The 19,116-nt window shown below is 61.7% G+C and carries 11 protein-coding genes; 2 read left to right on the forward strand and 9 right to left on the reverse strand.

The window, feature by feature from the left end:
- The first annotated feature begins 166 nt into the window (after nt 1-166).
- Nucleotides 167-1,930, forward strand: a complete 1,764-nt coding sequence (locus tag NE851_RS09275) for a glucan ABC transporter ATP-binding protein/ permease (RefSeq protein ID WP_028757674.1) — start codon at nt 167-169, stop codon at nt 1,928-1,930.
- A 405-nt stretch (nt 1,931-2,335) separates the two neighbouring features.
- Nucleotides 2,336-2,689, forward strand: coding sequence for a VOC family protein (locus NE851_RS09280; RefSeq protein WP_028757673.1), 354 nt, complete (start codon nt 2,336-2,338; stop codon nt 2,687-2,689).
- Nucleotides 2,690-2,738: 49 nt separating this feature from the next.
- Here the strand turns inward: NE851_RS09280 and NE851_RS09285 are convergent, their stop codons facing one another.
- The 9 genes from NE851_RS09285 to NE851_RS09325 all read right to left on the reverse strand — a co-directional run bounded on the left by NE851_RS09285 (nt 2,739) and on the right by NE851_RS09325 (nt 19,086).
- Nucleotides 2,739-3,977, reverse strand: coding sequence for an OpgC family protein (locus NE851_RS09285; protein WP_063473844.1), 1,239 nt, complete (start codon nt 3,975-3,977; stop codon nt 2,739-2,741).
- A 100-nt stretch (nt 3,978-4,077) separates the two neighbouring features.
- The gene (locus NE851_RS09290; protein WP_254960008.1) at nt 4,078-12,597 is read right to left on the reverse strand and encodes a glycoside hydrolase family 94 protein; all 8,520 of its coding nucleotides are present in this window, start codon (nt 12,595-12,597) and stop codon (nt 4,078-4,080) included.
- 607 nt (nt 12,598-13,204) lie between these two features.
- Nucleotides 13,205-13,369: a hypothetical protein gene (locus NE851_RS09295; RefSeq protein ID WP_183905921.1), complete on the reverse strand. Its 165-nt coding sequence runs from the start codon at nt 13,367-13,369 to the stop codon at nt 13,205-13,207.
- A 127-nt stretch (nt 13,370-13,496) separates the two neighbouring features.
- Complete coding sequence (locus tag NE851_RS09300; RefSeq protein ID WP_063473847.1) at nt 13,497-13,685, reverse strand: hypothetical protein; 189 nt, start codon at nt 13,683-13,685, stop codon at nt 13,497-13,499.
- A gap of 162 nt (nt 13,686-13,847) precedes the next feature.
- A complete protein-coding gene (locus NE851_RS09305) occupies nt 13,848-14,597 on the reverse strand; it encodes an ABC transporter ATP-binding protein (RefSeq protein ID WP_183905920.1) in 750 nt (249 codons plus the stop codon).
- Nucleotides 14,594-15,427 (reverse strand): ABC transporter ATP-binding protein, encoded by an 834-nt coding sequence (locus NE851_RS09310; RefSeq protein ID WP_028757716.1) that lies wholly within the window; start codon nt 15,425-15,427, stop codon nt 14,594-14,596. Before NE851_RS09310 ends, NE851_RS09305 begins: the two co-directional genes overlap by 4 nt.
- The gene (locus NE851_RS09315; RefSeq protein WP_028757715.1) at nt 15,424-16,359 is read right to left on the reverse strand and encodes an ABC transporter permease; all 936 of its coding nucleotides are present in this window, start codon (nt 16,357-16,359) and stop codon (nt 15,424-15,426) included. The genes NE851_RS09310 and NE851_RS09315 overlap by 4 nt, the downstream gene beginning before the upstream one ends.
- A complete protein-coding gene (locus NE851_RS09320) occupies nt 16,356-17,423 on the reverse strand; it encodes an ABC transporter permease (protein WP_028757418.1) in 1,068 nt (355 codons plus the stop codon). Before NE851_RS09320 ends, NE851_RS09315 begins: the two co-directional genes overlap by 4 nt.
- Before the next feature lie 19 nt (nt 17,424-17,442).
- Entirely contained in the window at nt 17,443-19,086 is a 1,644-nt protein-coding gene (locus NE851_RS09325; protein WP_028757417.1) for an ABC transporter substrate-binding protein, read from the reverse strand.
- Nucleotides 19,087-19,116: the final 30 nt, after the last annotated feature.

A 19,116-nucleotide genomic window follows, 5' to 3' on the forward strand; every position in this document is an offset into this window, starting at 1 on the left:
CATGCAGCAATTTCAGCGCCATAGCCATCTCGTCGCATCCTGCGATAGTATGATCGGGTTTAATCGTCGCGACGATCGATGCCTGAATGCTCCGTTAATCGCCGGTTCAGGTAGCCTTTTGTAGCATCGCATCATCCCGTTTTCGCAGATGCACAAGAGGTTCGACGTGACGCTATTCAAGGTCTATGCAAGAGCTCTGCGCTATCTTGGCGCCTACAAGCTGCGCGTATCCCTGGTCGTTATCGCAAACATTGTTCTGGCGACGATCACCATTGCGGAGCCGATCCTGTTCGGTCGCATCATCGATGCGATTTCCGGCAAGGGAGAGGTCAAGCCTATCCTCTTCATGTGGGCGACTTTCGCGGTCTTCAACACCATCGCCTTCGTCCTGGTGGCCCGCGAGGCCGACAGGCTGGCGCATGGACGCCGGGCAACGCTGCTGACGGAAGCCTTCGGCCGCATCATCTCCATGCCGCTTGGCTGGCACCACCAGCGCGGCACCTCCAACGCGCTGCATACATTGCTGCGTGCCTGCGAAACGCTGTTCGGCCTCTGGCTGGAATTCATGCGCAACCACCTGTCGACGGTTATCGCGCTTACCCTTCTGGTGCCGACCGCAATGTCGATGGACTTGCGCCTTTCCGCCGTGCTCATGGTGCTCGCCATCGCCTACTGGCTGATCGGCCGCGTCGTCATGAGCCGCACCAAGGACGGCCAGGCTTCGGTCGAGAACCATTATCACACCGTCTTCTCGCATGTCAGCGACTCGATCAGCAACGTTTCGGTCCTGCACAGCTACAACCGCATCGAGGCTGAAACCCGAGCGCTGAAATCTTTCGCCGACCGTCTGCTCGAAGCCCAGTATCCGGTGCTCGACTGGTGGGCGATCGCCAGCGCGCTGAACCGCATGGCTTCGACCATCGCGATGATGGTGGTCCTGATCATCGGCACCATGCTCGTCCAGGCCGGCCAGCTGCGCGTCGGCGACGTCATCGCCTTCATCGGCTTCGCCAACCTGCTGATCGGCCGCCTCGACCTGATGCGCCAGTTCGCCACGCAGATTTTCGAGGCTCGCTCCAAGCTCGAGGACTTCTATACGCTGGAAGACTCGGTACGTGAACGTGAAGAGCCGGCTGGCAACGGCGAGATCAAGGACGTCAAGGGTGCGATTGAATTCCGCGACGTCTCCTTCGGCTTCGGCAACAGCTCGCAGGGCCTGCACAATGTCTCCTTCTCGGTGAAGGCAGGCCAGACGGTCGCGATCGTCGGCCCGACCGGCGCCGGCAAGACGACGCTCGTCAACCTGCTGCAGCGTGTCTACGATGCCCAGGGCGGCAAGATCCTCGTCGACGGCACCGATATCACCAAGGTGACCCGCAAGTCGCTGCGTCGCCACATCGCCACCGTCTTCCAGGATGCGGGCCTGCTGAACCGTTCGATCAGCGACAATATCCGCCTCGGCCGCGAGGGCGCCAGCGAAGAGGAAATGCGCCGTGCGGCCGAAGCCGCCGCCGCCGCCGACTTCATCGAGACCCGTGAGGATCGCTACGATACGCATGTCGGTGAACGCGGCAACAAGCTCTCCGGCGGCGAGCGCCAGCGCATCGCGATCGCCCGCGCCATCCTCAAGGACGCCCCGATCCTGGTGCTCGACGAAGCGACCTCGGCGCTCGATGTCGAGACCGAAGCCCGCGTCAAGGCCGCGATCGACAATCTGCGCCAGAACCGCACCACCTTCATCATCGCCCACCGCCTGTCGACGGTTCGCGAAGCCGATATGGTGCTCTTCCTGGATGACGGCCGCGTCGTCGAACAGGGCAGCTTCGACGAACTCAGCCACAGCAACGGCCGCTTCGCCGCCCTGCTGCGCGCCAGCGGCATCCTGACGGACGAAGAGGTCCGCAAGGCCCACGCCACCGAAGCCGCCTGATCGGTTCGGTTTCAAGATAAAGGCCGGAAGGGTAGCTCCCTTCCGGCCTTTTTGTTTGCTTTGAGCCCTGGGAGCGACGTCTTACCGTGTGGCCCCCCTCTGCCCTGCCGGGCCCGGGGTCGAGCCACGGGTCTCGACCCGTTCTTCGGACCCCCGCAGGTGGGGAGATCACAAGCAGCTTGACCTTCCTGTCCATCTGCCGTTTCGCCATGCTGGACGCTCATTGTTTGGGGAAGCCGGTGAGCCCAGCCAACCTCCCCACCTGTGGGGGAGATGCCCAGCAGGGCAGAGGGGGGTATCCCACGCCACAACGTCTCCGGTTTAAGCCAGATGCGACCGGACAGATTGATCACCCCGCCGATCTTCCCTAACCTTCGTCAGTCAACGAGCATAGGGAGAAAAGCCATGAAGGTCCTGCGCATCGTCGCCAATATCCAAGCTCCCGACATCACGCCGGCCCGGCGTTTCTATCAGGATATCCTCGGTCTCGACGTCATCATGGATCACGGCTGGATCACGACGTTCGGCGCATCGCGCTCGATGAGCGTTCAGCTCAGCATTGCCAGTGAGGGCGGTTCCGGAACACCGGTGCCCGACCTCTCGATCGAGGTCGACGACCTGGATGCTGCTTTCGAGGCCATGTCGGCCTCAGGCTTCCCGATCGAGTACGGCCCAGTTGATGAGCCCTGGAGCGTCAGGCGATTCTATGTGCGCGATCCCCTGGGAAAGTTGGTGAACATCCTCGTTCATAAAAAATGAGCCGGCGGCCATCGGCCACCGGCTCCTTCATCCGACAAAAATCCGAACCCTATTTCCGATCGTTCCGGCGATAGGCATTGACCGTTCCGCCGATACGGACGGGAACCGGGATGGTGGCGGTATCGGTGACGCGTTTTCCTTTGACCTTGCCCTGCTGGCGCTTACGCTCGAGATAATATGCATAGGCGAATTGTATCGCGACCCCTGATATCACGAAGAGCGGGCCGACCAGCGGGTCCTTGTTGGTGAGGTAGAGCACCACCTGGCCGATCATGGCGAGGATCGTGCCGGCGACGAAGATGTTCAGCGAATGGCGCCCGAGGATCGTCAGCGGATGATCCGCAGAACGGCGCAGGATCCGCGAGAGCGCCGGGATGCTGATGACGAGATAGGTCAGCGCCAGCACATGCAGCAGCCGCGGCAGCGACAGGAACGTCTTGTCGAAACCGGTGATAACGGTCGGCAGGCCAAGTGCGGCCAGCGAGTTGCCGAAAATCCAGAGATGGCCCGTCACCCAGACGAAGGACAGTAAGACGTAAGCGGCAGCGGCAGCCAGCAGCAGCGGATGCCGCGGGATCGTGCCGCCGCGCTTGATATGCAGCATCGAGACGATGCCGATCGAAAACAGGAACTGCCAGGAGAGCGGATTGAGGAACCAGTAGCCCTCGATGAGCATGTTGTGCGGCGCCACCTCGTAGATCCCTGCAAGCAGCCAGACGGTGCCCGAGACACCGAGCGCCAGCAACGGGCTCCGCGCATTCAAGAAGAGGATAATAGGCACCATCAGCATCAGCGCGCCGTACATCGGCAGGATATTGTTGTAACCGATCTGATGGCCGAGCAGGAGCAGAGCCGGAATGCCTTCCTTCAGGTTCATCAGAACCGCCAGGATATTGATTTCGACCAGCAATCCCGGTCGGTGGAACAGCCAGGCACCGCAGATGAACAGCGCCAGCGTCATGAAGGTGGTGATCATATGGGCGAGATAGAGCGTGAAGGCGCGCTTCGCTGCCTTGATCGCCACCTTGAGCCGGTTCCCCGGCTGAAAGCGAGCCCCATAGGCAAGGCCGACGGCAATGCCCGAGATCAGCACAAAGGCCTCGGCGGCATCGGAGAAGCCGAAATTCTTCGTCGTCACATATTCGAAAATCTGTCCGGGAACATGATTGATGAAGATCATGATCAGGGCCACACCGCGCAGGACGTCGAGCCTTGTGTCGCGCGCTGGCGCAGCTGCGGATAGAGTACTGCGCCCAGGGACGATGGCTTCGGACGGCGTGCTTGCCATGGGTCTCTCCTTATTATCCGATTTGCAAACGCGACGACGGCCAAAAGGGTTCCCTTTTGGCCGTCGCGAATCGCCGTGTTTTTCAGCGTGGAGAACGCTGTTATCCGAGCGGATATCCCTCTTCGGGATCGGTGACTTCGCAGCCGTTGATCGACAGAGTGTAGCCGCGATCATTGGACGCTTTTGAGACCGAAATGCGGTATTTGCCGCCGCCTTGCTCCACCTCTGCCGCAAAACCGTCCCATTCGGACGGGAGCGCCGGACGCACGTAGAGCCGGCCGTCCTTCAGCCGGATGCCGAGGATGCCCTCGACGGCGGCGCGGTAGAGCCAGCCGGCCGACCCGGTATACCAGGTCCAGCCGCCGCGTGATGTGTAGGGCTCATGGCCATAGACGTCGGCGGCCACGACATAGGGCTCGACGCGGTATTGCTCCGCTGAAACCTTGTCGAGCGCATGGGTGATCGGGTTGAGGATCTGGAAGCAGCGGAAGGCATCGTCACCCCGCTTCAGCTGCGCTAGCGCCATCACCACCCAGGTCGAGGCATGGGTATATTGCCCGCCATTTTCGCGCACACCCGGCGGGTAGGCCTTGATATAGCCGGGATCCCTGGCGGAATTGACGAAAGGCGGCGTGAACAGCCGGATGATCCGGGCATCCTCGTCGACCAGTTGGTCGAGCACGGCCTCCATCGCCGTGACGGCGCGGGCCGGATCGCCCTCGCCCGAGAGTACGCTCCAGGACTGCGCGATCGAATCGATCCGGCATTCGGGGCTTTCCTTGGAGCCGAGCAGCGCACCGTCGTCGAAGGTGCCGCGGCGATAGTAGCCGCCATCCCAGGCCGCAGTTTCGAGCGCCTTCTTCAGTTCGATGAGATGCGCCGACCAGCGCTCCGTGCGGGCGGTGTCGCCGCGCTCTTCGGCATAGGGAATGAAGGAGCGCAATGCACCCGCCAGGAACCAGCCGAGCCAGACGCTGGTGCCGCGCCCGCCGATGCCGACGCGGTTCATGCCGTCGTTCCAGTCGCCGCCGAGGAACAGCGGCAGGCCATTGGTCCCCTTGCGGGCGATGGCGAGATCGAGAGCCAGCGCCGCATGTTCGTAGACGCTCGCCTTGTCCTCGGAAATCTCCGGCTTGTAGAAGGAGTCGTGCTGGCCTTCGAGCAGTGCCGGCCCTTCCAGGAAGGCGATCTCCTCGTCGAGCACGTTCTTGTCGCCGGTGACGCTGCAATAGTGATGGATCGCATAACTCAGCCAGACGACGTCGTCCGAGATCAGCGTGCGCACGCCCGCACCCGTTCCCGGCAGCCACCAATGCTGCACGTCGCCTTCGCGGAACTGGCGCGAAGCGGCATTCAGGATCTGCCGGCGGGCAAGCGAGGGTTCGTGCAGCACGAAGGCGAGCGTATCCTGCAACTGGTCGCGGAAGCCGAAGGCGCCGCTTGCTTGGTAGAAGGCGGTGCGGGCCATGATGCGGCAGCCGAGGCTCTGATAAGGCAGCCAGGTGTTGACCAGATTGTTCATCCCGCGATCCGGCGTCGATATCTGCAGTCTGCCGGTGAAGTCCCGCCAGAAGGCGCGGTTAGCCTCGACGGCGTCGTCGAACGAAACCTTGCGGATATCGGCAATGACAGTGCGCGCCTCTTCTTCCGTCGGCGTGTCGCCGAGGAAGAAGGTGAAATCACGCTCCTCGCCGGCGCCAAGTTCGATGTCGATCGCAAGAGCCGCGGCCGGATCGCCATCGAGTTCGGTGCCGCCGGAAAGGGCGGCGGCCGAGATGACGGCCTGCGGCGCCTGGATCGTCCCCGCCTTGCCGATGAATTCGCGCCGGCTTGCCGAGAAACTCGAAACCGTCTCGCTCGCCGCGAAGAAGGCGGTTCGGTTGGAGAAATCGATGCTGTAGGGATTGGTGGCAAACAGCGCCCCCGTCTCCTCGTCATGGCTCGACAGGATGAAAGGCACCGTGCGTGCCGGATTGCTGCCGAGGATCCATTCGACATAACCGTAGAGGCGCAGCTTGCGGCTGGCCGAACCGGTGTTGCGCAGGCGCAGGCGCTGCAGTTTCACCGGCCTTTCGCGGTCGACCGTCTGCGTTAGTTCGAGCGCGATATCGTGCTGGACACTGGAGAAGACGGAATAGCCGAGCCCGTGGCGGGCTTCGAAACGAATGTCCGGCCGGCGGGAAAGCGCAGCGAAAGGCGTCATGACGGCACCGCTGTGGAGATCGGTGAGATAGAAGGCCTCACCCGAACGGTTGACCACGGCATCGTTCGACCAGGAGGTCAGCTGGTAGTCGCGCGAATTGGCGCTCCAGGTAAAGCCGGAGCCCTCCGCCGACACGTGGAAGCCGAACCTGTCATTGGAGATGACGTTGATCCAGGGCTGCGGCGTTGCATGACCGCCAGGCAGCCGAACGACATATTCGCGTCCGTCGCGGGCAAAGCCGCCGATGCCGTTCCAGAAGTCGAGATCGCCTTCCTCCTCGATGACAACGGCGGGCACGACAGGCGGCGGCACCGGCACGACACGCTTGACGGGGGCCTTGTTGCGCTCGGCCCGTTCCATCTCCTGCAGCTCCTCCTTGGAGGGTGCAAACAGCGCCACGGCGCGGTTGATCTGGTCGACCACCTTGCCGTTCTTGGTATGCAGCGTGACGCGGGAGGCCGCGATCAGCGCATGATAGGTGCTCTCCTCCATCAGGTCCTTGCGCACCGCAAAGATATGCTGGCGCAACCCGTCGGCCTGGCCCATGCGACGGACGTTCTCGCACATGGCGTCGAGCGCATGTTGCATGTCCTGCGCATAGGAAGAGGCGCGTTCGTTCATGATGACGAGATCGGCGGTGACGCCGCGCGAGCGCAGATACTCCTGCGCCAGCAGCGCCTCCCGGGCGATATCGAGATCCATGTCGTCGTTGATGCGCAGCGTGAAAATCGGGAAGTCGCCGGAGATCGCCAGCGGCCAGAGCGCCGATTGCGACTGCAGGCCGGCCTCGACGGTCGCCTCGTCCTTGCGCAGCTGCATGTCGGGATAGACGAGGTAGCGTCCGAGATGCTGGAAGGCCGCCGCCTGCTGCGAGGTGACGCCGACATGGCGCATCTGCACCTGCGTGCGTGTCCAGGCCTGGACGAGTTCGTGGTTGAAGGCGTCGGGATGGCGATAGCGATTGACCGCCTTGTCGACTTCGTCGCGGCTGGGCGCCGCGATCGTCCAGAAGATCACGCTGACTTTCTTGCCGGCCGGCACGCGGACGGTGCGACGCAGCGACATGACGGGATCGAGCATGAAGCCGTCGCTGCCCGAAAGTGTCGCGCCCGGATCGAAGGCCGCCGCATCGGCAAGACTGCGGCCACGGCCGATGAACTTGCGGCGGTCGGTCTCGAATTCGGTATGGCGGGTGTCGCCGGCATTGTCGACGATCAGATGGGCGATGCTGATGTTCGGCTCGTTCGGGTCGCGCTTGTTGCGTTCGGCACGGATGACGTCGCCGCGCTTGCCGATCTCGGTCTTGACGAACATGCGGGCGAATGCCGGATGCGCATTGTCGGTATCATCGGAGGTGATCACCGGTTCGAGATAGGAGGTGACTTCGATGAAGCGGTCTTCCGTGCCCATGTTGAGCAGGGTGACGCGGCGAGCCTCGGCATCATGCTCGGTCGCAATGATGCACTCCACTTCGCTGGTGAGGTCACCGACCGTCTTGGTGAACTGTGCCTTCTCGTCGGCGAATTCGACCTTGATCTTCTCGCCTTCGACACCCTTCGGCTCAGCCGTCGCCGACCACCATTCGCTGGTGGCGGTATCGCGCAGGAAGATGAAGCTGCCCCAGCGGTCTTCGGTCGGATCGGCTTTCCAGCGGGATACGGAAAGGCCGTTCCAGCGTGAATAACCAGCACCCGTCGCCGTCAGCATCAGCGAATAATGACCGTTCGACAGGAATACGAGTTCGCGGTCGCGCGAAGCCGGATCGTTGATCTTCCGGAGCTCCGGTCGCAGGAGATCGTCCTGGATGCTGGCCGGCGTGTCGGATTCGTGTTTGCCGCTCATGACCGGGATGTCGCGCGGCGCCTTTTCCTGCAGCAGCAGCTCGGCCGCCTCGATGACCGGATCGGAGTGGAAGAGCTCGCGCAGATGACCGTTGAAGGCGACGTTGGCGACAGCCGCGATCGACATGCCGTGATGGTGGGCATAATAATTGTAGACCACCGCGCATTTCTTGCCTTCCGGCACGCGTGTCGGCGTGAAGTCGACGGCGTCATGGAAGCCGAACTTGCCGAGCGCGCCGACCTTGCGCAGCCTCTGCAGGTTTTCCAGCGCACCCGGCGGGTCGTACTGACTGGCGAGCAGCGATGCGTAAGGCGCGATGACGGCATTGTGGCCAAGGCCGCGCTTCAGGCCGAGCGTCGGTACGCCGAAATTCGTGTACTGATAATTGAGGTTATGGTCGCGGGCATTGAAGGCCGCTTCCGAAATGCCCCACGGAATGCCGAGCTTGCGGGCGTAATTCATCTGCTCGACGACGACCAGATTGTTGGTCTGGTTGAGAATGCCTCCGCCACGCTCCTGCATGACGAGCGGCGGCATCAGATATTCGAACATTGAGCCGGACCAGGAGACCAGCGCGCCGCGTGACCCCACAGGCACGACCTGGCGGCCGAGGCGATACCAGTGTTCGGTCGGCAGGTCGCCCTTGGCGATGCCGAAGAGGCTGGTCAGGCGGCATTCCGAGGCAAGAAGGTCGTAACACGCCTGGTCGAGTTCGCCGCTTTCGACGCGGTAGCCGATCGACAGCAGGCGCCGCTCCGGCCGGAACAGGAAGCCGAAATCCATCGAGAAAGCCAGATCACGGGCCTTGTCGCGCAACGCCACCAGGCGCGGCCGCAGCGCATCGACCTTGGAAAGGTCGAAGGTGCTGTCGGAAATATGCGCCTCGCAGACCTTTACCAGCGATGCCGCCCATTGGGTGACTTCTTCGCTCTGCTTCGACTTGACCTCATGGTCGAGATTGGCGGCAAGCTTCTCGATGTCGCGCGCGAGAACGGCGAGGTTGATGATGCGGATCGAGGCGAATTCATGCTCGCGTTTGACGGCGGCAAGTGCGTTCTGGAAGCCGACGATGCGCTCCTCCAGGCGCCGGCGCAGCGGGCGCACGGTCTTGCGGTCATCGGGCAGGTCCGCCAGCACTTCGCCGAGAATGCCGGCGGTGTCGCCGACGCCGTCGAGATTGCCCTGCATATGCGCCGACGGCGCCTCGGCCCAGTTGCGGCAGGCCGATGAAATGGCGATCAGATGGCCGGCGAGATTGCCGCTGTCGACGGCCGAGACGTAACGAGGCCCAAGCGTCTGCAGCGTATCGGTGTGATACCAGTTGAACAGATGGCCGCGGAATTTCTCCATCCTGTCGATCGTCGCGATCGTCTGCTCCAGCCGCTCGAGCGTCTCCTCGAAGGAGAACCAGCCGAAATGCCGGCCGGAAACGACGGAGAGCAGATAGACGCCGATATTGGTCGGCGAGGTGCGTGCCGCGACGATCACATGCGGCGTTTCCTGGATATTATCAGGCGGCAGATAGTTCTGCTCGGCCGTCGTGAAGGTCTCGAAATACCGCCAGGTGCGCCGGGCGATCTTGCGCAGTTCGCTCGACACGGAATCGGCGACTTCGAGCCGGTCTTCGGTCTCCGCCGACTGGCTGACATACCAGGCGACAACAGGCGACAGGACCCACAGCAGGGCGAAGGGAATGCCGACGAGGAAGGCGTTGTCGCCGGGAAGGGCTGCGAAACCGAGCGCCAGCAGCGCCAGCACCGGCGCATGCCACATCGCCTTGTAGTAGGAGATCAGCGTCCCCTGGCCGCCGGCCTGGACGCTGGCGGCGGTGCGCCACTGCAGCATCAGCTTGCGGCTGACGAACAGGCGGTAGAGCGAACGGCCGATCGCATCCGCCATCATGCAGGCCGAGTCGGCGATGAAGACGATGCGCAGCGCAACTTGTGCATTGGCCGCCGTGATATCGGACCAGACCGTATAGAGATGGGCGCGGGCGATGATATCGCTGGTGCGCGGGATGATGCCGTTGATGAGCGACAGCGTCGGTGCGACGAAAAGGCAGAAGATCAGCAGAATCTGCCAGATGAGTGCGCCGAGCGGGCCCATGAAATACCAGCCGAGCACGGAGGCGAAGAACCAGGCGATCGGCGTCAGCGAGCGGCGCAGATTGTCGAACATCTTCCAGCGGCCGAGAGCCGTGACGCCGTATTTCGGATTGAACATGTAGGGCAGAAGCTGCCAGTCGCCGCGCGCCCAGCGATGCTGGCGCGAGGTTTCCACTTCGTAGCGGATCGGGAAATCCTCAACCAGTTCGAGATCGGTGACGAGCGCGCAGCGCGCCATCGAGCCTTCGAGGAGGTCGTGGCTGAGCACGGAATTCTCGTCGATCCGGCCCTTCAGAGAGGCTTCGAAAGCGTCGACATGATAAAGCCCCTTGCCGGTGAAAGTGCCTTCGCCGGCGAGATCCTGATAGACGTCGGAAACGGTGAAGACATAAGGATCGAGGCCGCGATTGATCGAAAAGACGCGCTGGAAGACCGAGGCGTCCTTGCCCGTCGTCAGCGACGGGGTGACACGCGGCTGCAAGACGCCGTAGCCGCTTTCGACACGGCCGGTTTTCGGATTGATGACCGGGCGGTTGATCGGGTGATAGAGCTTGCCGACGAGCTTGGTGACGGCATCGCGCATCAGGCGCGTATCGGCATCGAGCGTCATGACATACTGCACGTTGGCCGGCACCGCATTGGCGCCCGGCAGATAGGTCGTGTCGCGGTCGCCGCGCAGCAACATGTTCAGTTCGTGCAGCTTGCCGCGCTTGCGCTCCCAGCCCATCCACACGCCTTCCGAAGGATTGTAGAGGCGGCGGCGATGCAGCAGATAGAAGCGCGTCTTGCCGTCATAGGCATAGCGGGCGGAAAGATTGGCGATCTCACGCCGCGCATAATCGAGAACCTCGAGATCGGCAGCCGTTTCCTCGACCTCGCTGTCCGGCCAGTCGCTGAGCAGTGCGAAATAGATCTCGCCGCGCGGGTTGGCGAGATAATGAACCTCGAGATTGCGCACGTGGTCGTCGACGCTGTCGCGGTTCGAGATCAGGCAGGGCACGACGAGCAGCGTGCGCGCGTCCTCCGGAATGCCTTCCTTGAACTCGTAACCGACAAGGCGCGCCGGCGTCACGAAGAAAGAAAGCAGAGTGTTGAAGAGACCCGTCGCCCCTTCTGACGCCGGTACCGAGAACATGATCAGCAGCACGGCGATTTCGATCGCCCCCATGCCGGCATTGGCCATGAACCTGCCGACGATCGCCATGGCGATGATCGTCAGCAGCATGACCGGCAAGGCAATCGCCAGCCAGTTGAACTGGCGCACGGCGCGCACGAAATGCTGGATGATCGTCGGGCGATAGTTCGCCCGCGCCTCGAGCTTCGGCCGCTGCGCGCCCGACAGGAAACCACCGACATTCGGTTCATGCGGCTGCGGCTCGTCCGAAGCTTTGGCGGCATCGGTCATGTCGAGCGCCAGCTGGGCGATTTCCATTTCCGTCAGCGGCGAGCGCTTCGCCAGCTTCTCGATCTGTTTTCGATATTTGTTGCGCGAGCCGGAATCGAGGATGCCGTAATCCGAATGCTCCCAGAGCAGCTTGTCGACATGGCTGACCTGCTCGACCCAGACCGACCATTCGGCATCATCGATCTCGCGAAGGCTGCGGATTATGTTGCCCATCGTCACGTTGCCGGAAGACAGGCGGCTATGTTCGGCCGTCGTCGCCTCTTCGGTGTTGCGGCCGAGTTCTTCCAGCCGCTCGTCGAGCCAGGTGATCGCCAGGCTCGACGTCTGTGAGCCGTCGCGCAGGCGATAGAGGAACTGCGTCGAGAATGTATTGTCCTCAGCAAGCGGTTCCAGCGTCTTCAGATAGGCGGCCGCTCCGGCCGGATCGGTCAGGCGCACCAATTCGTCGGCCGCCTCATTGGCGCGGCGGCGCATGCGGCGGCTGGCTTCGACACGGCTGGAAATGCGGCGAAGGTTTTCGACGAGCACGTAACGCACCAGCGAAGGCAACGCCCAGAGTTCGCCGATCTTCAGCGTCTCGCTGGCCTGGAAGCCATCGACCAGCGCCGTCAGGCTTTCCTGCGAGATCGTGCTGTGGGTATGGGCGACATAGAGCCAGGCAAGCACGAGGGTGCGCGGTACCTCGACGCCGCCGACGACCATGGTCGGCAATTCGCGATAGAAGCGGCGGGGGAAGTCGCGCCGCACCTCCTGGATCGCCTCTTCGACGATATAGTGATTGTCCAGCAGCCATTCTGCCGCCGGCGTGATCGTCTCGCCGGCCTCGACATCAGTCGCCGTGGTCCGGTAGACGCGCAGGATTTCCTTCTCGTTTTCCTTATGGCGCGCGAAAAAATCGAAGGGAGCAAAGGCCGGCAGCTTGTCGACGCCGTTGCGGGCGACCCCATCGCCCATCGCCTTGATGTCCTCGATGGCAAGATAGGTCGAACGGATCGAATCGTTGTGATCGATCTGCTTCGTCTCGGTTTCGCGCGAAGGGCTCGGAGAAAGATGTGAAATAGACATGGGTTCGGTTCTGGATCCAAACGAAGTTATGGCTGTTTTGCTCAGCCTTTTGCACTGCTTATCATGACTGCTACATGAACGGAGCCCTATTCTTCAAAGATCGAAGAAACCGGGGCGAATGAGACTTGGGCCAAGCGAGGCAAACGGGCTAAGCCCCGGTTCCGGGCGTGGCCCGACGGCTGATCGCGGCCATCGATATCCTCTCCGCGAAAGCCATGGCGAAAATTTGGACACTATCGGAATAATTCAAGCCAAGAGGCATCAGCCGCCGCCCGCGCGCTCGTCTGGCGGCAATGCGAAAGCTTCGATTTCGGAAAAAGGAAAGGGCAGGATCGATAGACCATGTGCCGGGGGGCGGCGCTTGGGGGCAGCTTTCGACCCTTGTTCCTTTGCCGCTCCGTCGCCGGTATTCAGATGCGTGAAAAAAGTACAGAAGAATGATGATAGGGATCGGAATGCCGATCAACCACAATAAGATGCCCTCATGGCCACTCTCCCTTTGACATTCGAGTGCCAGGAGAATGCCGAGACACATCAAATGTTCGGAATTCAATAGGGGCGGAAACCGCCGCAGCGCCGGCACTTGCCAACACTTACCATTCACCGATTAGCCGACGACGCCGCAAACCATGGCTACGACGAACAGAAATGCCGCAGTGAAAATCGCTCCATGGAGCAGCGCCTGAAGCCTGTGACGCGTGGTGAGCGCCTTCTTGGCCGGTACGGAACCATATTGGTTCACGTGAGCATGCGAAATACCCAGATCTGCCATATGTCGCCTCCGTTGTTCTCGTGCGGCCGGTTGTGCGGCTCGCGCTTATATTCTTATTTTCTCTATCAAGTAGGTAGAGATAAATTTCCGTCCAGAGCGAAAGGAAGAGAAAATTCAACCAGCCTTTTTAGCAGAGCGTGCGCCACGCCCAGATCCAGGAGCGCTCGACGGCACTCTCATTCTCGGGCAGGTTGGAGGAAGTCTCGATCAGCCGGCGGTCCTTTTCCGCAGGAAGAGATACCGAAGCCTGTTCTTGGCGATCGGTTTTCACGGGAGGATCGAGGTAGCCCATGGTCATCCCACCGAGAAAGAACATGCTTCAACCTCCATTGATCACGAAAGCTAACAAACGTTAACAGGATCATGACAGAAGCAAGGCAGCTGTCAATAGTCTAGTTGAATGGTCGTCTTTTAGCAAAGCGTTATCCTTAACGCCGCTATCGCTCTTTCCTTTTCAAGGGCTTGAAAAGATTGCCGTTCAGGCTTTGACGAAACCCTTGCTCGCGATCATCAAATTTCGCGTGTAGTCCTCGTGAACCGCGCCGGCCGCCAGCTCTTGAGAGCTCAGCCGCTCGACGACGGCGCCGTTGCGCATCACCGCGAGCCTTTCACACATGTGGGTGACGACGCCGAGATCATGACTCACCATCACGAAGGTGAGTTTGCGGTCACGTCGGATCTGCTCCAGCAGGTTCAGCACTTCGGCCTGCACCGAGGCGTCGAGCGCCGATGTCGGCTCGTCGAGCAGCAGGATCGACGGTTCCACGATCAGCGCCCGGGCGATCGCCACGCGCTGCCGCTGGCCGCCGGAAAGCTGGTGCGGATAGCGGAACCGGAAACCATTGCCGAGGCCGACTTCGTCGAGTGCGCGGGCGATGCGCTTATCGCTGTCGTCGATGCCATGGATCGCGAGCGGTTCGAGCAGAAGCCGGTCGATCGTCTGGCGCGGATGCAGAGAACCATAAGGATCCTGGAAGACCATTTGCACGCGGCGATAGAAAGACTTGCTGCGTTTCGAACCCTTCAGCACTTCGCCATCGATGTTGATCGCGCCGCCACTGATCGGCGCAAGTCCGGCAACAGCCCGCAACAAGGTCGATTTTCCCGATCCGGACTCGCCAACGAGACCGAAGGATTCGCCGCCTTCGACGGCGATGCTGACATCCTTCAGCGCATGAAAATGGTCGTAGACGACGCTGAGATCGTCGACTTGGAGAGCTGCGCTCATGCCGCCCACTCCGGCCTGCGGTCGAGCACCGGCAGCGGGTGACGGTTTGAGCCGATCTCGGGCATGCAATTCAGCAAGCCTTGCGTATAGGGATGTTGCGCATGTTTGAGATCGGCGGCCGCGAGCTCCTCGACGATCTTTCCGGCATACATGACGATGACGCGGTCGCAGAAGGAAGAAACCAGCCTCAGATCATGGGAGACGAAGATCAGCCCCATGCCACGCTCGGACACCAGCCTGTCCATGATCCTCAGCACGTCGAGCTGGACCGTCACGTCGAGCGCCGAGGTCGGCTCGTCGGCAATCAGCAATTCTGGCCCGGCAATCAGCATCATGGCGATCATCGCCCGCTGTCCCATGCCGCCCGACACCTCGTGCGGATGCAGGTCGAAGACACGCTGGGGATCGCGGATCTGCACCGCTTCCAGCATGGCGAGCGCGCGCTCGCGCGCCTCGGCCTTGCCGACCTTCTCATGCGTGCGCAGCGTTTCGCAGATCTGTCGCCCGATCGACATGACGGGATCGAGCGAATATTTCGGATCCTGCAGGATCATGGCGATGCGCTTGCCGCGCAGCCTGCGCCTTTCGCCGGCCGGGGCATTGATCAGATCGATGCCGCTGAAATTCAGCCTTTCGGCCGTGACGACGCCGTGTTTCGGCGTCAGACCCATGATCGCCCGTCCGGTCTGCGACTTGCCGGAACCGGATTCGCCGACAATGCCGAGCCTTTCCTTGCCGAGCGTGAAGGAGACGCCGCGCACGGCCTCGATCACGCCGGTGCGCGTGGGGTAGCTGACCTTGAGCTTATCAACCGTCAGAAGTGTCGTCATTGGCCACTCTCTTTCGGATCGAGCGCATCGCGCAGGCCGTCGCCGAGGAGATTGAAGCCAAGGCTGACGATGAGGATGGCGATGCCGGGCATCGCCGCAACCCACCATTGATCGAGGATGAAGCGCCGTCCCGAGGCGATCATCGCCCCCCATTCCGGCAGCGGCGGCTGTGCGCCCAGGCCGAGGAAACCGAGACCGGCCGCCGTCAGGATGATACCCGCCATGTCGAGCGTTACGCGCACGATCAGCGAGGAAATGCAGAGCGGCATGACATGGCGCACGATGATGCGAAGCGGCGAGGCGCCCATCAGCTTCACCGCCGAAATATAGTCGGAGCGCCGGACCGTCAGCGTCTCGGCGCGCGCGATGCGGGCATAGGGCGGCCAGGAGGTGATGGCAATGGCGATGATCGCGTTCTGGATGCCAGGCCCGAGGGCTGCGACAAAGGCGAGCGCCAGCACCAGCTTCGGAAAGGCCAGGAAAATATCGGTGATGCGCATGAGCGTCGCATCCACCCAGCCTCCGGCATAACCGGAGACCGTGCCGACGATCAGCCCGATCGGCGCCGAGATGATGGCGACGAGCGCGACGACGAGCAGCGTCAATCGCGATCCGTAGATCAGCCGTGAATAGATGTCGCGGCCCTGGTCGTCCGAACCGAGCAGGAATTCCCCGGTTCCCGGCGGCAGCAGCCGGGCATTGCGCAGATCGCCGACAACGGGATTATGCGTGGCGATGACATCGGCAAAGGCGGCGGTCAAAAGCAGCGCCACGATGATCAGCAGGCCGAGGACGGCGAGCCTGTTTGCCGTAAACTGCCGCCAAGTGACATAGGCGCGGCCGAGGCGAGCCTGCAGGCGCGATTGCGGCCGGTCGGAAAGCAGCCAGTCGCGGCGGCTCATCGCAGGAGGTGGGCTGGCGGAGGCCGTCATCGGTTTCGCGTCCTCGGGTCGAGCGTCCGGTAGAGAAGATCGGACAGAAGGTTGATGCCGATGAAGACCGTCCCGATGACGATCGTGCCGCCGAGCACGGCGTTCATGTCGGCGTTCTGCAGCGAATTGGTGATGTAGAGTCCGATGCCCGGCCAGGAAAAGACGGTCTCGGTCAGCACCGAGCCTTCGAGCAGGCCGGCATAGGAAAGCGCAATCACGGTGACGAGCGGCACGGCGGCATTGCGCAGCGCATGGCCCCAGATCACCCGCGTTTCCGAAAGCCCCTTGGCGCGCGCGGCAACGATATATTCCTGGGAAAGCTCGTTCAGCATGAAGCTGCGCGTCATGCGGCTGATATAGGCGAGCGAGAAATAACCGAGCAGGGATGCCGGCAGGATGATGTGGCGGAAGACATCGTAGAAGACATCCCATTGTCCTTGCCAGGCACTGTCCAGGAGATAGAAGCCGGTGATCGGCGTGAAGGTGTATTCGAAAACGATGTCGATGCGGCCGGGAAAGGCCACCCAGCGCAGTTGCGCGTAGAAGATGACGAGCGAAATCAGCGCCAGCCAGAAGATCGGCACCGAATAACCGATCAGGCCGATGACCCGCACGACCTGGTCGGCGATGCTGCCGCGGCGCACCGCGGCGAGAACGCCGAGCGGCACGCCGACGAAAGCGCCGATCAGCGTTCCGAGCGTTGCAAGCTCCACCGTCGCCGGAAATGCACGGCGAATATCGACCATGACAGGATTGGTCGTCAGGACCGAATTGCCGAAATCGCCGGATAGGATGCCTTTGATATAGATGAAGAACTGCTGATAGAGCGGCAGATTGAAGCCCATTTCCTGGCGTACGCGCTCGACGACATGATTGGGCGCGCGGTCGCCGAGGATGGCGAGCACGGGATCGATCGGCACGACGCGGCCGATAAAGAAGGTGACGGCCAACAGGCCGAAATAGGTAGTGACAGCGGCAAACAGGAACCGCCCTAGCGCCTTTGCGAAGGCGCTGGCACGGCCCCTTCGGGGCCGCGCCTCCTGTGGTGTTTCGACGGTGCTCAAGCCCCTCAATCCTGCCGGATTATTCCTTGGCGATCGGACCGACGAAATTGGTATCGAAGCTCGGACCCAGTTTGAAGTCCTTCAGGCTCTTGCGGTAACCGGCCACCTCGGTCTGCTGGAAGATGAAGACGAAGGGGCTGCTGGCCAGGTACTTCTTCTGGATATCCTGATATATGGCGGCACGCTTGGCGGCGTCGCGTTCCAGAAGTGCGGCCTTGGCTTGCTTGTCGAGTTCCGGCGCTTCCCAGCTGTTGCGCCATGCGAGCGTCTTCACCGTGCCGGCATCGGAATTGTCGGGATTGCCGGTGAAGGTATCGGCATTGGAGTTCGGATCGAAATAGTCCGAACCCCACTGGCCGATATACATGTCATGGGTGCGGGCGCGGTATTTGGTCAGTGTCTGCTTGCCGTCCCCGGGGATGATTTCCATCTTCACGCCGGCCTGCGCCAGCGTCTGCTGCATGGATTCGGCGATACCCGTCACCGGCTGGTTGTTGCGCACATCCATGGTGACCGAGAAACCGTCGGGCAGGCCCGCCTTGGCGAGCAGTTCCTTGGCTTTGGCGACATCGAGCTTATAGGGATTCTCGTCGAGCGCGCCGAGCTGGCCCTTCGGCAGGAAGGTCTGGTGGATTTCGCCGATACCCTTGATCAAGGTCGCGCCGATCGCATCGTAATCGACCAGATATTTGAAAGCTTCCTGGACTTCCGGCTTCTTGAGGTTCTCGTTCTTGTTGTTCAGGCTGACATAATAGATCGTGCCCTTCGGCGCACTTGTCGTCGCGAGATCGGCATTTTTCGAAACGGCGTCGATATCGCCCGGCTCGAGGTTGCGGGCGATATCGATATCGCCGGCTTCGAGCGCCAGCCGCTGGGCAGAACTTTCCTTCATGTAGCGGTAGATGACGCGGTTGAGCTTCGCCTTGTCGCCGTAATAATTGTCGTTGCGCTCCAGCACGACGACTTCGTTGGCACGCCATTCGCGCAGCTTGTAGGCGCCGGAGCCGGCATAGCCGGTCTTCAGCCATTCATTGCCGAAATCATTGTCGTATTTGTGCTCGGCATCCGGCGTCACCGCCTTCACGTGTTCCAGCACCAGCTTCTTGTCGACGACGGAAGCGACGGTTGCCGTCAGGCAGTTCAGCACGAAGCTCGGCGCATAGGCCTTGTCGACCGTGAAGACGAAGGTGCCGGCATCAGCCGCCTTGGCCTTTTCCGTGACGTTGTCGCCGGTGAGGCCGAACTGGGTGAGGATGAAGGCCGGGCTCTTGTCGAGCTTGACGGCGCGCTCGAACGAATAGGCGACGTCTTCGGCGGTGATCGGATTGCCCGAGGCGAATTTCAGGCCGGGCTTCAGCTTGAACGTATAGGTGAGGCCGTCATCGGAAACGCTCCAGCTCTCGGCCAGATCGCCCTTCACCTTCGACGTATCGTCCATGTCGAGACGGACGAGCAGGCTGTAGCTGTTGCTGGTAATCTCGGCGGTCGAAAGCTCGAAAGCCTCGCCCGGATCCATCGTAATGATATCGTCGATGGCAAAACCTTCGACCAGCGTATCCTTCGGCGTCTCGGCGAAGGCGGCGGGTGCCGCCATCATCAGGAGCGAAAGCGCGGCTCCGGCGGAAAGCATGCGAAAATTGCGGCTGAGTTTGGTCATCATCATGATCTGTTCCCCTGTTTTTTGATTGGATTA

This window comes from Rhizobium anhuiense bv. trifolii (assembly GCF_024346605.1).
GTDB classification, from domain to species: Bacteria; Pseudomonadota; Alphaproteobacteria; order Rhizobiales; family Rhizobiaceae; genus Rhizobium; species Rhizobium anhuiense.